The following is a 13931-nucleotide window of genomic DNA, read 5'->3' as shown; positions in this document are numbered from 1 at the left end:
ACGCTAAATTTGTGTTCACTACTATATATAGTACCATTCTTTATGCTGCGTGAAGTTTTCCGAAACACCGTTTCTTCCTGCCGTCTTTGCCTGAAGACCCACCGGGTGCTGGTGGCCGTCAGCGGCGGTAAAGATTCTATGGCCCTGCTTCACCTTTTCCTGGAAGAAGGGTATGCCGTAGAAGCCGCGCACGTTAATTTCAGGCTGCGGGGAAACGAGTCTGACGAAGACGAGAACCTGGTGGCCCGTTTCTGCCGGGAAAGAGCCATTCCCTTTCATACCCGTTCATTTGATACCAGGGCTTTTGCCGAAGAAAAGGGCTTATCTACCCAGATAGCCGCCCGTGAGCTGCGGTATGCCTGGTTTGAAGAGCTGGCTGAAGAGCGAAAGCTGGACCGCATTGCCACGGCGCATCATCTGCAGGATAACCTGGAAACCCTGCTGATGAATTTTACCAAAGGTACGGGTCCGCGCGGGCTTACGGGCATCCCGGTCAGAACGGGCCGGATCATCCGCCCCCTGCTTCGCGCTGCGCCGGAGCTGATCATGGCTTACCTGGAGCAACACGGCATTGCCTGGCGCGAAGACCGCTCCAACCGCGAAGACCACTACCACCGTAACCGCATCCGTAACCGGGTCATCCCGCTGTTAAAGGTTATTAACCCCGGCCTGGAACATACCTTTGAGGTCAACCTGGAGCGTTTCCGTGACCTGGACATTATTTTCGGGGAAAGCCTGGAACATTTTGAAGCTACCCACCGGAAAACGGGCGATGAAATACAGATCCCCCTGGAAGCGCTGAGCCACACACCGGGCATAGCGCTTATCCTGGAAGAGTTCCTGAAAAAATACGGGTTTAACCGGCAGGATGCCCTGCAGGTGCTGAAAGTGTCGGAAACCGGTAAAAAGATCCTCTCTCCCACCCACCGGCTGATCCGGGAAAGGAATTACTGGCTGCTGACCGGCCGGGAAGAGAGCAGAGGTACGGAAACGGAAATTCCGGGAGAAGGGGTTTTCCGGACAGGAAACCGGCTCCTCTCCGTCAGGTTCTGCGATACGGCGCCTCCCGATTACTCCGACCCTTCTTCGGCCTGGCTGGATGCGGACAAGGTAAGCTGGCCGCTCCGGATCCGGCCCTGGAAAGACGGCGACCGCTTCGTTCCTTTCGGCATGAAAGGCAGCAGGCTGGTTTCTGATTACCTGAAAGACCGGAAGGTGAGCGCGTCGGAAAAGAAAGACCATTGGGTGGTGGAAAATGCATCGGGAATTCTCTGGCTGGCCGGGCACCGCATTGCAGACCCGTTCAGGATCACGGCCTCCACAAAGAAGGTGCTGCACCTGAAGCTGGAGGAAGGGAACCGTTGAAAAAATCTCCCTAAATTCAGGCATTCGCTAATTTGCAGCACCGGGCTGTTGTGCTTTAGGGCTTATCCGCTATTTTTGTATTTTACTTTTACGGATGCTGAAAAATCTGACCATCAAAAACTACGCCCTGATCAAAGAGCTGGAGATCAGTCCCGATCCGGGCCTGAACATCATTACCGGTGAAACAGGCGCAGGAAAGTCGATCATGCTGGGTGCCCTGGGCCTGCTCATGGGCAACCGGGCCGATGTAAAGGCCCTGTTCAGTGCCGATGAAAAATGCGTGGTGGAGGGTACTTTTGACCTCTCGGGCCGGGCACTGGAAAAGTTTTTTGAAGAAAAAGACATCGATTACGATACCACCACCCTCATTCGCCGGGAAGTGGCCCCCACCGGGAAGTCGCGGGCCTTTGTCAACGACCAGCCCGTTACCCTCGACGTGCTCAAAGAGCTGGGAGACCGGCTTATGGATATCCACTCCCAGCACGATACGCTGCTCCTGGCTTCTTCTACGTTTCAACTGGACCTGCTGGATCTGTATGCCCGGAACCAGGCCCTGTACCGCGAATTTTCAGAACGCTATTCCGCCTTCCGGAAAATAGAGAAAGCCTGTCATGAGCTTATCAGCCGGGCTGACCTGCTCCGGAAAGAGTTCGACTACAACTCTTTCCTCCTGGGAGAGCTCAATGCCCTGGCCCCGGAAAAAACAGACCAGGCCGCCCTAGAAGAAGAGTTGCAGGTGCTGGAGAATGCCGAAGAGATCAAACGCAGGCTGTCTGCCGCCTATGAAAGCCTGAATTACCCGGAAATGCCGGCCCTGCAGCTCCTGAAAGACGGTGTTCAGGCCCTCAGCGCTATTGCTGAGCTGTCAGAAAGGTACAGCCAGCTGCGCGACCGGCTCAACAGCTCGCTGATCGAGCTGCAGGATATCTCCCAGGAGCTGGAAGTAGAAAACACCCGGGTGGAAACCGACGACACCCGCCTGGAAGTGGTGCAGGATACCCTCAGCAACCTCTATAAGCTGCAGAAAAAGCACCAGGTGGATACCACAGCCGGGCTGATTGAGCTGAAAAACGAGCTCGCCCTAAAAGTTGACACCGTTCTGAATCTCTCGGAAGAGATTGAAAAGCTCGAAAACGAGCGGAAAGCCGCAGAAGAAGCGGCAACAGAAGCAGCCCAAAAGCTATCGGAAAGCCGTAAAAGCCACAGCCTGCGCTTACAGAACGAGATCACTGCACTATTGACCGACCTGGGCATTCCGAATGCCGTTTTTGAAATCGGGCTGCAGGACAAACCGCTGGCAGCCGACGGGGCAGATGCCGTGACATTCCGGTTTTCGGCCAACAAAGGCGGTGCACCCAAGCCGTTGAAAGAAGTGGCCTCCGGCGGGGAATTCTCGCGGGTGATGCTGGCTTTGAAATATATCCTGGCCCAGAAAACGCAGCTTCCTACCATCATCTTTGATGAAATAGATACCGGCATATCGGGTGAAGTAGCCGTTAAAGTGGGCAACCTGCTCCGCGATATGGCCCGTTCATTGCAGGTGCTGGCCATCACCCACCTTCCGCAGATTGCCGGTAAAGGCACCAGCCATTTCTATGTATATAAAGATGATGCCGAAGAAAAAACCGTCAGTCGGATGAAGAAACTTACTGAAGACGAACGAATTAACGAAATAGCGGTGATGATTGGCGGGCAAAATCCGTCACCCAGTGCAATGAATAGTGCCCGGGAATTGTTAAATTTATAGCATTAAATATGAAACCTATGAAATTTTTAAAGTCTTTCCTTCCGGTTTTCCTTGTTTTTACGTTGTCCTGCAACAACCGTTCTTCAGCTGAGATGGACCAGCTGTACGAGGAGCTCGTGAAGGGGCACGATGAAGTAATGCCGAAATCCATGGCCATTCCTTCTATCCGGGAAAATATGATCAAAGCCGTTGAGAATGCGCCTGAGGATAAGAAAAATACGGCTCTCGACATTTCCACCCGTCTGCAGAAAGCCGAAGAGCAAATGAACGAATGGATGGTGGAATTCGGAAACGCCATCAATACGGAAGCAGAAGACCAGAAGCTGGAAACCTATAAAAGGTTGCACGAAGAAATCATACGCCTGAAAGCAGAAACCGATTCTTCCATCAGCGAGGCGAAAAAATTAACGGCCGAGTTCCAATGAAAAAAGCAGCCCTTTTTATCTTCGGGATCTTCCTGCTGGCCTGTAGCACGCAGCAGAAGGAGCTTCCCTACCTGGGACCGCACGAGATAAGCGACACCGGCGATACGGTATACCACCGTATACCTGATTTCAGCTTTGTTAACCAGGACGGCGACACCGTAACCCAGGAAGATGTAGCCGGGAAGATATATGTAGCCGATTTCTTCTTTTCGACCTGTCCTACCATATGTCCTATTATGAAAGGCCAGATGCTGCGGATATTTGAGAAATATAAAGATAACGACTCGCTGATGATCCTGTCGCACTCCATCAATCCGCGGTACGACACGCCGGAAGTGCTTAAGCAATACAAGGAAAAGCTGGGGGTGAACTCTCCCCGGTGGCAGTTCCTGACCGGTACGCAGACCGATGTGTATAAGCTTGCCCAGAACAGCTACCTGACCTCTGCCCTTGAAGATTCTACGGCGGCAGATGAGGGCGGTTTTGTTCATAGCGGAGCATTTGTACTCATTGACAAGGACAGACACATCAGAGCTATTTATGACGGTACAAAAGAAAAAGAAGTGGATAAGCTTATGGCTGATATTGACCGGCTTTTGCATACCCCTTAAATCCTGTAAATCAGAGCAGCAGATCAAATACGAGCAATACGTCATAGCCGGAGAAGCCCTGTATACGCGGCATTGCGCCAACTGCCACGGCCGGAACGGGGAAGGCCTCCGGAACCTCTACCCTGCTCTTGATCAATCGGCAAAGCTGGGTGAAACGGCCTACCTGGTCTGCCTGATTCAGAACGGCACCACCGGAAAAACCATCAACATGCCCGCCAACAACGACCTCTATGCCATTGACATTGCCCAGATCATTACGTACCTGAATGAACGCTGGGGGGAGAAGAAGATGACGGAGACGGAGGAGGTGGCGAAGATTGCATGCGGGGAAAGTGAAAAGATAAAAGTTAAAAACTAAAAGTTAAGGTAGATTCGTCTTCTTTTCCTTAACTTTTAACTTTTCACTTTTATCTCTTAACACTGTCCGTGCTTACCATCGTCCGTATCGAATCCACCACCACTGTGCCTCTCGACTTGCGGAGGGTATACCTGGAGAAATCCTGTTCGGCATCCATGCCACCCAAGGCGGTAAAATTTTCTTTGGGGGTTTTGATCACCACCTTTTTTTCAGAGTATATCTTGCGGGTATTGGGATTCCAGAAGAGCTCGTCTGTAGCGAGCGACTGGTTTTCACGGGTATTGTTGATCAATACATTGCCCTGCATCTGGTAAATGTTCTCGCTTTTCCTGTACCGGGCCGAGTCACCCCGTAAACGGGAATATTCCACCCCGTTCTTGTCAATAAAGGTAATGTAAACCGGCTTGGGATAAAGCTCCTCTCCACTGGCGTATTTCAGCTGTTTGGCCGTAGACATTTTTATCCGGGTATAGCCGGAGTCGCTGTGAACCACGTTGATATCTTCGGCTTCGAGAATGGGCCCCAAATAGTCTATTTTTCCTTTCAGATCATTCTCTTTCTCCTCGCAGGAAAATACAATCAGGGAGAGCAATACCAGGAACCGCCGCATCTTTTTATTGAATTCTTGGTCTGTAGAACCAGTCTCTCATCAGGGAGAAGCTCACAGATATCCGGGCATAATTTTCTTTCACCAGGTTATTGGCCAGCGTTCCCCGGTTTCCTATGGCCAGTGCCCAGTCGAGGTAGCTGCCGCCTTTGCCTAACGGCATCGACATCCCGAACGACACGCTGTTGTCTTTGATCTGTATCCCGTTCAGGTAATAGGGAGTAGTAACCGATTTAAACCCGGCACGGTAAAATACCTGGTTAAAATAAGCGCTGGAGTTCACATTCGGGATCCACTCCACGCCAAAATTCATTTCTTTGCTGTTCCGGAGCGTCTGTGCCGCACGGGCATCAAACGGCCGGCTGATGCCTTCCCAATCGGTGAAGCCGTATTCAGCGGCAAAGATCCACTTGTAGGTTTTTTCGAGGCTTACGCCTACACGGTATGCGGCCGGTATGCTGGCGCTGAAATTCTGCAGGGCAAGGGTATCGGGCAGGCCTGTCGGGGTAATGCCGTTACTTCCTTCCACCAGTATCTGGTGAATATTCAGGTATTCTCCTTTCAGGTTGTTTCCCAGCTGGTAGGTGGCACCGATATTGCCTTTCCATTTTTTGGTCAGCTTCTGCTGGTAGGCTATTCCGCCTTTCAGTGAAGCCCCTTTCAGGTTACTGCGCCCTGTATACCGGTTGTATTGTTGTGTGCTGGTGATAAACAGGCTGGTGGTATCTCTGACCACATTCCCGAAATAGTATTGTGCTTCTACCCCGGCATACAGTCCTTTGGCCAGGTGAAATGAGTTGGTAAGCCCTGCTTTCGACAAACCGCCGTAATCGGCAAAGTCGTAGCTGCTGACGGCAGAAGAACCCGAAAAAGATTTACGGATAAAATTTTCATTGTCGGCTACGCTGTAGGGTTTGAAATTGATTCCTACGGTCCAGCGTCTTACGATCGGGAAGGCCATGGAAAGGTTCGACAGGTTCAGGCCGAAGTCCTGCCCCAGCGTGCCGTTCTGCTCCAGGTTCCTGAAATACCCGCTTCCGCCCACATTGAAGGCCACATATTTCATGCCGTTCACAATGCGGTCTTTGCCCACCAGGGCCGGGTTCAGTCCGTTGATATAAAATGTGTTACCGAACGACACTCCCGTTCCGCCCATCATGTCCTGTACGGTAGTGGTTTCATTGTTCACCTCGCCAAAACCGATCGCCGAGTATGGACTTCGTCCCTGGCCCTGGCCGAAAGACAAATGATGAGCTACCAATAAAAATAAAAGAGAATAGTGTCTAAACTTCGGCGACATTGTAAAGTAGTATTCGTATTAAACCTTCCAAAACCAGATTTGGAGCTGCAAAGGTCGGATATTTTATTTGAGTTTCAAAGTATAGTGCATCACCACCACACAATAAAACCACCGGATTATAAGATTCCTGGTAACTCCCGATCATCCCGTTCAGCTCAGCCACCATGCCGTTCATCACCCCGCTTTGTATGCAGGCTTCGGTATGGGTCCCTACCAACGCGGGAATCTCCGTTGCATCTACTAACGGAAGTTTTTTCGTAAAAGTATGTAAAGCCTGAAATCTCATTTTTCTTCCGGGCGATATGACTCCGCCCACGAACGCATTTCCGGCCGATACGAAATCGTATTTCACGGCCGTGCCGATATCCACGATCAGGCAGTTGCGCCCCGGGAAACGGCCGTTGGCGCCTACGGCTGCCGCAAGCCGGTCATACCCGAGAGTTTCCCTGCTTCCGTACGCATTTTGCAGGGGAACAGGGGTTTGCGGCGAGAGAATGACCTTCCGGGCAAAGCCGGCAAAAAGCTGCTTCAGCTCTTCTTCGGTATGCACCACCGAAGCCACGATGACCGGCACCCCGGCATAATCGCCCAGCCCGGCCAGCACTTCCGGAACCGACCCGGATTTTTTAACGCTTACCAGTTGCGTTTCTTCAAAGAATCCCGTTTTTACGGCGGTGTTTCCTATATCAATAGCCAGGTATTTCAAATCACAATTCCTTTTAAAAACAAAAATACGGATATGCCGCACGTCTTTTCTATCCGGGGCCGGTTTTGTTCCGATAAAATTTCCTATCTTGTGCCCACTAAACGTAGGAAATTAAACCTTAAAAAAATATGTCTAAAATCAAAGTAGGTGTGGTAGGCACGGGCTTTATAGGACCTGCACACATTGAAGCATTGAGAAGGCTGCCTAATGTTGATGTGGTGGCATTATGTGAAGTAAACCTCGAACTGGCCACGGCAAAGGCAAACCAGCTGGGTATTGAAAGACCCTGTACATTTGACCAGCTCCTGGCCATGGAAGACATTCAGTCGGTGCATATCTGTACCCCTAACTTTCTCCATTTCAGGCAGGCCAAAGCCGTTCTGGAGGCGGGTAAGCACGTGATCTGTGAAAAACCCCTGGCCACTGACGTTCATGAAGCAAAAGAGCTGGTAGACCTGGCCGCCCAAAAAGGACTGGTCAACGCCGTTCATTTTAACCTGAGATATTACCCGCTGGTCAGGCAGATCAAAACCATGCGTGAGCTGGGCGAGCTGGGCGAAATTTACAGCGTTCTCGGTTCCTACCTGCAGGACTGGCTGTTTTACAATACCGATTACAGCTGGCGGCTTGAGCCCGATAAATCAGGCGATACCCGTGCCGTGGCCGACATCGGATCGCACCTGATCGACATGATCGAATATACGTCAGGACTGAAGATCACAGAAGTATTTGCCGACTTTAATATCATTCACAAAATCCGGAAAAAGCCGCTTAAACCAGTAGAAACCTATTCAGGCAAAATGCTGACGCCGGAAGATTACGCCGATGTGGAAATCAATACCGAAGACCATGCCACTATCCTGCTCCGCTTTGATAACGGCAACAAAGGCTCGGTGACTGTTTCACAGGTATCGGCCGGCCGGAAAAACCAGCTGAAGCTGGAAATCTCCGGGTCGAACTGTACCCTTGCCTTCAATTCGGAAGCACCGAATGAGGTCTGGATCGGAAAAAGAAATTCAGCCAATGAGCTGCTCATGCGTGACCCCTCGCTGGTGCATGCCGGCGTAAGATCGCTGATCACGTACCCGGGCGGGCACAACGAAGGCTTCGGCGACACCTCCAAGCAGATGTTCAAAGAAGTTTACGAAGCCGTTGAAGCCGGAAAGCAGCCGGCTGAACCGAAGTTCCCTACCTTTGCCGACGGCTACCGCGAACTGCTGATCGCCGAAAGCATATTGGAGAGCAGCAGAAGCGAAAAATGGACAAAAGTCTAGTTAGTGATAAAGTGAAAAGTGAAAAACTAAAAGTTAAGGTACATTAGTTATGTATTTATATAAGTGAATATAAATATACCCTAACTTTTCACTTTTAGTTTTTCACTTTTAGTTTTCTTAATCATCCAACCAAATTTCCTATAAAGAAAACGATGAAAACAATAAAAGGTCCCGGTATATTCCTCGCCCAGTTCTTAGGCGATACGCCGCCGTTCAACACCCTTGACGGCATAGCAGATCACATGGCGTCAATGGGCTACAAGGGTTTGCAGATCCCGACCAATGACCCGAATATTTTTGATGTGAAAAAAGCGGCAGAGTCAAAAACCTATGCCGATGAAATAAAAGGCCGTCTGGCCGAAAAAGGCCTGGAGATCACCGAGCTGTCGACCCACCTGCAGGGACAGCTGGTGGCGTCCCATCCTGTTTACAACCCCTTGTTTGATGCTTTTTCGCCGAAAGAAGTGCACGGCAACGAGCCCGCACGGCGTGAATGGGCCATAGAGCAGGTTAAGCTGGCAGCGGTGGCCTCCCGTAACCTCGGGCTCACTTCACATGTGGGCTTTTCCGGAGCTTTGGCCTGGCCTTTCCTGTATCCCTGGCCTCAACGGCCCGCCGGACTGATCGAGACAGCCTTCCGGGAGCTGGGAAAACGCTGGAAGCCCATTCTTGATGTATATGACGAAAACGGCGTGGATTATTGTTTCGAGCTGCACCCCGGTGAGGACCTCTTTGACGGAACCACATTTGAGCGCTTCCTTGAAAATGTAGACAACCACCCCAGGGCAAACATCAATTACGATCCCAGCCATTTTGTGCTTCAGGCGCTTGACTACGTACAGTTCATTGATTTCTATCACGAGCGGATCAGGGCCTTCCACGTAAAAGATGCCGAGTTCAACCCTAACGGCAAGCAGGGCGTTTACAGCGGCTTTGCCGGCTGGGCCGACCGTGCGGGGCGCTTCCGCTCACTGGGCGACGGACAGGTGGATTTCGGTACTATCTTCTCCAAGCTGAGCCAATACGGGTACGACGGCTGGGCTGTGCTGGAATGGGAGTGCTGCATCAAGTCGTCAGAGCAGGGTGCCCGCGAAGGCGCTCCCTTCATTGAAAGCCACATCATTGAAGTAGTTACCCGCGCGTTTGATGACTTTGCGGCTACCGGCACGGATGAAAGTGTTAATAAACAGGTGCTGGGACTTGAATAAGTGAAAAACGAAAAGTGAAAAGTGAAAAACAAATGTTCCCTAACTTTTAACTTTTAGCTTTTCACTTTTAACTTACTTTCAATGGCTATAAAAAAAGTGGCTGTCATCGGTGCTACGGGCATGCTGGGGCAGCCGGTTACAAAGCAATTTCTCCGGGCAGGATTTGAAGTAAGTGTGCTGGCCCGTAACGTGAAAAAGGCACAAAAAATCTTTGGTCCCGGTGTGCGTATAATAAAAGGCGACCTGGAAGATATCAGCAGTATAAAAGAGCTGATTAACGGACAGGACGCCCTTTACCTGAGCTTATCGGTTGAGCAGAACAGCAGGAAAACCGATTTTCAACCGGAAAGAGACGGCCTGGAAAATCTTCTTGAAGCAGCCCGGAGCTTCCCCCCGATGCGAATCGGGTATTTGTCTTCGCTGGTTCAGTTTTACCAGGGACTGAATGGTTTTGACTGGTGGGTATTTCAGATCAAGCAGGAAGCTATTGCAAAAATTAAAAGCAGCGGGCATCCCTACTCCATTTTTTATCCATCCACCTTTATGGAGAACTTTGACAAAGGGGCTTATGTACAGGGCAATGCTATACTTCTTGCCGGCAGGTCGGTTCATCCTATGTTTTTTATTTCGGGAGATGACTACGGCAGGCAGGTGGCTAACGCTTTTCAGCAGGACAAGGGCAACCGGGAATACGTGATTCAGGGACCTGAGGCGTATACGGCTGACCAGGCAGCAAAAATTTATGCCGAAAACTATACATCTGCCAGGTTAAGCACCCTGAAAATGCCCCTGGGACTCCTGTATTTTTTAGGAAATTTCAGCAAAAAGCTGAATTACGGCGCACGGATTATCGATGCACTGAACAATTATCCTGAAAAATTTGAAGCCGGAGGCACGTGGGAGGAGCTGGGCCGCCCCGAAACCACGCTTGCGGACTATATCAGGAAAGTGAACAATGAACAGTGAACAATGAATAGTGAACAGTTGCGGAACATGCTTTCATTATAGACTAATGTACCGCAACTTTTCACTTTTAACTTTTAACTGTTAGTTGTTAACTGTTAGTTATTAGTTGTTAACTGTTCTCCTCCGCCAGCGCTCTCCCGGCCACCTTACCCACGGTAAGGCCCTGAACCACGATAGAGAATACAACAACAAAATAGGTAATGGCGATCAGGAAGTTGCGGTACTCGCTTTCTCCGGCCGATAAAGCCAGCGCAATGGAAACACCGCCGCGCAGTCCGCCCCAAACCAGCACCTTGATAGTACCGGGTGAAAATCGCTGCTTAAACCGGATCAGGAAAGTAGGCACCCAGATAGAAAGGAAGCGCGAGGCCAGCACCACCACAATGGCTACGGCTCCCACTACCCAGTAATCGAGGATATTCGGGATCAGCAATAATTCAAAGCCAATAAACAGGAAAAGAACCGCATTCATGATCTCATCAATCAGCTCCCAGAATTTATTCAGATAATCTTTGGTCTCCTCTGACATGGCCGTACGCTTACCGTAATTGCCAATGATGATCCCGGCAGCCACCATGGTCAGTGGGCCCGAAATGTGCATGGCATGGGCAATCAGGTAGCCGCCCATCACTACAGACAGCGTGATCAGCACCGAAACAATATAATCGTTTACACTTTTAATGGCTTTGGAGGCCGTAAAGCCCAGCAATATACCCAGCAGGAAGCCTCCGCCGGCCTCTTTCAGCAGCAGCCAGGAAATATTTCCGAAAGTAATATCAAAAGAATCGCCGGAAGCCAGCTGAAGGATCACGGCAAATACCACTACCGCTACCCCGTCATTAAAAAGAGACTCTCCCGCCACCTTCGTTTCCAGCGATTTCGGCACTTTGGCTTCCTTCAGTATGCTGAGTACGGCTACCGGGTCGGTGGGTGAGATCAGCGCCCCGAACAGCAGGCAATACAGCAAGGGTATCTCAAATCCCAGCACCGGAAGCACATAATACAGGATCAGCCCTACGGCAAAAGTGGAAATGATCACACTTACGGTAGAAAACAGCATAACGGGCAGCTTCTGCTCCCGGAGATCAGCTATATTGATATGAACGGCACCCGCAAAAAGCAGGAAGTTCAGCATGGCTCCCATAAGCACTTCTGTAAAATCAACCCCGGTCAGCAGCCGGGAAAAGCCGGTCAGCATTCCGGGAAAAAACTTACCGAAAGTAACCAGGAGAACAGAAGAGACCATGGCAATCACCATAATGCCGATTGCCGGTGGCAGCCGTAGAAAGCGCAGGTTCAGGTAGGCAAAAAAAGAGGCCAGAACAATCAGGATCGAAAAGGAGTAGTATAATTCCATAGCTTATTTCAGAGGATTTAAACGGCTAAAGCGCAAAAATACAAAAAAACTGTTTTTTGCACGATGCTTCTTCCCCGGTTAAAGGTGTATTTTCTTCCTTTTTTCGGCAAAAAGCAATACATTTGGTCATCAAACAACCTTGTCATGAAAAAGTTCTTCTTTCTCCTGCTGCTGCCCCTGGGCTTATGGGCGCAAAACCCCTCGGAATGGATCAAAGAAAATTATACCAAGCATGCCTACCGCATTCCCATGCAGGACGGCACCCGGCTTTTTACCCATGTATATATCCCTAAAGACGCTTCAGCCGATCACCCCTATCCTATGCTGATGCAGCGCACCTGCTACAGCGTGGCCCCCTACAAAGCAGATGAATACCCGGCGCGCCTGGGCCCTTCTGAGCTCATGATGCACGAAAAGTATATCTTTGTTTACCAGGATGTGCGCGGAAGGTGGATGTCAGAAGGCACCTGGACCAATATGACGCCTAATCATCCCGGGAACGGCCCGGGAATAGCACCGGATGAAAGCTCTGACACCTACGACACCATTGAATGGCTCATCAAAAATGTTCCTTTCAACAACGGGCGCGTGGGCCAGTGGGGCGGGTCGTACCCCGGCTTCTATACTACCGCGGGCACCATTGATGCGCACCCGGCTTTGAAAGCCTCTTCGCCCCAGGCGCCTATCTCTGATTTTTTCTTTGACGATTTTCACCATAACGGCGCGCTTACCCAGGCCTACCTGTTCACATTTCCTGTTTTCGGAAAGCAGCATGACGGCCCTACACCCTCCTCGTGGTACGACGATCAGCTGATTCCTAAATATACCCGCGACGGCTACCAGTTTCACATGGAGCTGGGTCCTTTGAAAAACATGCAGAAATACTACAAAGACAATTTCTACTGGCAGGAAATCGTCAACCACCCCAACTACGATGAATTCTGGCAGAAGCGGAATATCCTGCCCCATCTGAAAAACATTACCCCGGCGGTAATGGTAGTAGGAGGCTGGTTTGACGCGGAAGACCTTTACGGGCCGCTGAATACCTATAAAAGCATCCGCCGGCAAAATCCCGGTAAAAAATACAACAGCATTGTTATGGGGCCCTTTGACCACGGCGGGTGGTCGAGAGAAAGAGGCCATACCATGCATACCAGCGTTTATTTCGGCGACAGCATCGCCACGTTTTACCAGAAAAACATAGAAGCAAAATTCTTCCGGCATTTCCTGAAAGAAGCAGGCGACGGGAAAACGGGACTACCCGAGGCCTATATGTTTGATACCGGGGCCAAAAAATGGGGCGAATTTGCCCAATGGCCGCCGAAAGAAGCGGAAAAGCTGAAGTTTTACCTGGCCGAAAACGGGAAGCTCAGCACCTCATCCCCGGCTGCGGCCGGCAGCTCCGAATTTGTGAGCGACCCGATGAAGCCCGTTCCCTATACCGAAGACCTCACCACCACCATGGGCTTTACGGCCCGGAATTACATGTCGGAAGACCAGCGTTTTGCTGCCCGCCGGCCGGATGTGCTGGTGTTTGAAACCGACGTGCTCGACAAAGATATCACACTCGGAGGAGAGATCCTGGCAAAACTGAAAGTCAGCACCAGCCAGTCAGACGCCGACTGGGTTGTAAAGCTGATCGATGTATACCCGCCGGATGAGCCCGATAACGCTTATATGCCCTATAAAAACATTACCCTGAGCAATTACCACCAGATGGTCAGAAGCGAGATCATGCGGGGCCGGTTCAGGAACAGCTTTGAAAAGCCCGAACCCTTTGTACCCAACGCAAAAACAGACGTGAATTTTGCCTTGCAGGACGTTTACCATACCTTCCGGAAAGGGCACCGGATCCAGATCCAGGTACAAAGCACCTGGTTTCCGCTCTTTGACCGCAATCCGCAGAAATACGTGGACAATATCTACAAAGCAGACGAAAGCGACTTTGTAAAAGCACTGCATAAAGTATTTAATGATTCGGTTATTGAAGTAGATGTGATTAAATAA

The 13931-nt window shown here is 50.6% G+C and carries 13 protein-coding genes; 9 read left to right on the top strand and 4 right to left on the bottom strand.

Annotation, left to right across the window (positions count from 1 at the left end; translation table 11 throughout):
• The first annotated feature begins 42 nt into the window (after positions 1–42).
• The 5 genes from tilS (at position 43) to AB2U10_RS13745 (ending at position 4506) form a co-directional block, all read left to right on the top strand.
• Entirely contained in the window at positions 43–1365 is a 1323-nt protein-coding gene (gene tilS, locus AB2U10_RS13765; protein ID WP_367915380.1) for a tRNA lysidine(34) synthetase TilS, read from the top strand.
• A gap of 94 nt (positions 1366–1459) precedes the next feature.
• Positions 1460–3112: a DNA repair protein RecN gene (recN, locus tag AB2U10_RS13760; protein ID WP_367915381.1), complete on the top strand. Its 1653-nt coding sequence runs from the start codon at positions 1460–1462 to the stop codon at positions 3110–3112.
• A 17-nt stretch (positions 3113–3129) separates the two neighbouring features.
• Entirely contained in the window at positions 3130–3537 is a 408-nt protein-coding gene (locus AB2U10_RS13755) for a hypothetical protein (protein WP_367915382.1), read from the top strand.
• On the top strand, positions 3534–4148 hold the full coding sequence (locus tag AB2U10_RS13750) for an SCO family protein (RefSeq protein WP_367915383.1): 615 nt from the start codon (positions 3534–3536) through the stop codon (positions 4146–4148). Before AB2U10_RS13755 ends, AB2U10_RS13750 begins: the two co-directional genes overlap by 4 nt.
• Positions 4123–4506 (top strand): c-type cytochrome, encoded by a 384-nt coding sequence (locus tag AB2U10_RS13745; protein ID WP_367915384.1) that lies wholly within the window; start codon positions 4123–4125, stop codon positions 4504–4506. The genes AB2U10_RS13750 and AB2U10_RS13745 overlap by 26 nt, the downstream gene beginning before the upstream one ends.
• Positions 4507–4555: 49 nt before the next feature.
• Here AB2U10_RS13745 and lptC read toward each other — a convergent pair whose 3' ends face one another.
• The 3 genes from lptC to AB2U10_RS13730 are packed head-to-tail and all read right to left on the bottom strand — an operon-like array spanning position 4556 to position 7119.
• The gene (gene lptC / locus AB2U10_RS13740) at positions 4556–5116 is read right to left on the bottom strand and encodes an LPS export ABC transporter periplasmic protein LptC (RefSeq protein ID WP_367915385.1); all 561 of its coding nucleotides are present in this window, start codon (positions 5114–5116) and stop codon (positions 4556–4558) included.
• Between the two features lie 4 nt (positions 5117–5120).
• Positions 5121–6413: a BamG family beta-barrel-assembly machinery protein gene (bamG, locus tag AB2U10_RS13735; RefSeq protein ID WP_367915386.1), complete on the bottom strand. Its 1293-nt coding sequence runs from the start codon at positions 6411–6413 to the stop codon at positions 5121–5123.
• A complete protein-coding gene (locus tag AB2U10_RS13730; protein ID WP_367915387.1) occupies positions 6397–7119 on the bottom strand; it encodes a type III pantothenate kinase in 723 nt (240 codons plus the stop codon). Before AB2U10_RS13730 ends, bamG begins: the two co-directional genes overlap by 17 nt.
• A gap of 128 nt (positions 7120–7247) precedes the next feature.
• Here AB2U10_RS13730 and AB2U10_RS13725 point away from each other — a divergent pair, with 128 nt between their 5' ends.
• The 3 genes from AB2U10_RS13725 (at position 7248) to AB2U10_RS13715 (ending at position 10567) form a co-directional block, all read left to right on the top strand.
• Positions 7248–8393, top strand: coding sequence for a Gfo/Idh/MocA family protein (locus AB2U10_RS13725; protein WP_367915388.1), 1146 nt, complete (start codon positions 7248–7250; stop codon positions 8391–8393).
• 152 nt (positions 8394–8545) lie between these two features.
• Positions 8546–9601, top strand: coding sequence for a sugar phosphate isomerase/epimerase family protein (locus tag AB2U10_RS13720; protein WP_367915389.1), 1056 nt, complete (start codon positions 8546–8548; stop codon positions 9599–9601).
• Between the two features lie 81 nt (positions 9602–9682).
• On the top strand, positions 9683–10567 hold the full coding sequence (locus AB2U10_RS13715) for an SDR family oxidoreductase (protein WP_367915390.1): 885 nt from the start codon (positions 9683–9685) through the stop codon (positions 10565–10567).
• Positions 10568–10676: 109 nt separating this feature from the next.
• On the opposite strand, the gene AB2U10_RS13710 is transcribed toward AB2U10_RS13715, so the two are convergent.
• Positions 10677–11924, bottom strand: coding sequence for a cation:proton antiporter (locus AB2U10_RS13710; protein WP_367915391.1), 1248 nt, complete (start codon positions 11922–11924; stop codon positions 10677–10679).
• A 144-nt stretch (positions 11925–12068) separates the two neighbouring features.
• Between AB2U10_RS13710 and AB2U10_RS13705 the strand changes: the two genes are divergently transcribed.
• On the top strand, positions 12069–13931 hold the full coding sequence (locus AB2U10_RS13705) for a CocE/NonD family hydrolase (RefSeq protein WP_367915392.1): 1863 nt from the start codon (positions 12069–12071) through the stop codon (positions 13929–13931).

The organism is Leadbetterella sp. DM7 (genome assembly GCF_040829825.2).
GTDB lineage: Bacteria > Bacteroidota > Bacteroidia > Cytophagales > Spirosomataceae > Leadbetterella.
The sequence above is the reverse complement of the archived record's forward strand: the minus strand, read 5'-3'. Positions and strand labels throughout refer to the sequence as shown.

Coding starts and splice junctions, on each gene's coding strand:
- recN (WP_367915381.1), top strand. CDS start 1,460: ATGCTGAAAAATCTGACCATCAAAAACTACGCCCTGATCAAAGAGCTG.
- AB2U10_RS13720 (WP_367915389.1), top strand. CDS start 8,546: ATGAAAACAATAAAAGGTCCCGGTATATTCCTCGCCCAGTTCTTAGGC.
- AB2U10_RS13705 (WP_367915392.1), top strand. CDS start 12,069: ATGAAAAAGTTCTTCTTTCTCCTGCTGCTGCCCCTGGGCTTATGGGCG.
- bamG (WP_367915386.1), bottom strand. CDS start 6,413: ATGTCGCCGAAGTTTAGACACTATTCTCTTTTATTTTTATTGGTAGCT.
- AB2U10_RS13715 (WP_367915390.1), top strand. CDS start 9,683: ATGGCTATAAAAAAAGTGGCTGTCATCGGTGCTACGGGCATGCTGGGG.
- AB2U10_RS13755 (WP_367915382.1), top strand. CDS start 3,130: ATGAAATTTTTAAAGTCTTTCCTTCCGGTTTTCCTTGTTTTTACGTTG.
- AB2U10_RS13750 (WP_367915383.1), top strand. CDS start 3,534: ATGAAAAAAGCAGCCCTTTTTATCTTCGGGATCTTCCTGCTGGCCTGT.
- AB2U10_RS13725 (WP_367915388.1), top strand. CDS start 7,248: ATGTCTAAAATCAAAGTAGGTGTGGTAGGCACGGGCTTTATAGGACCT.
- lptC (WP_367915385.1), bottom strand. CDS start 5,116: ATGCGGCGGTTCCTGGTATTGCTCTCCCTGATTGTATTTTCCTGCGAG.
- tilS (WP_367915380.1), top strand. CDS start 43: ATGCTGCGTGAAGTTTTCCGAAACACCGTTTCTTCCTGCCGTCTTTGC.
- AB2U10_RS13710 (WP_367915391.1), bottom strand. CDS start 11,924: ATGGAATTATACTACTCCTTTTCGATCCTGATTGTTCTGGCCTCTTTT.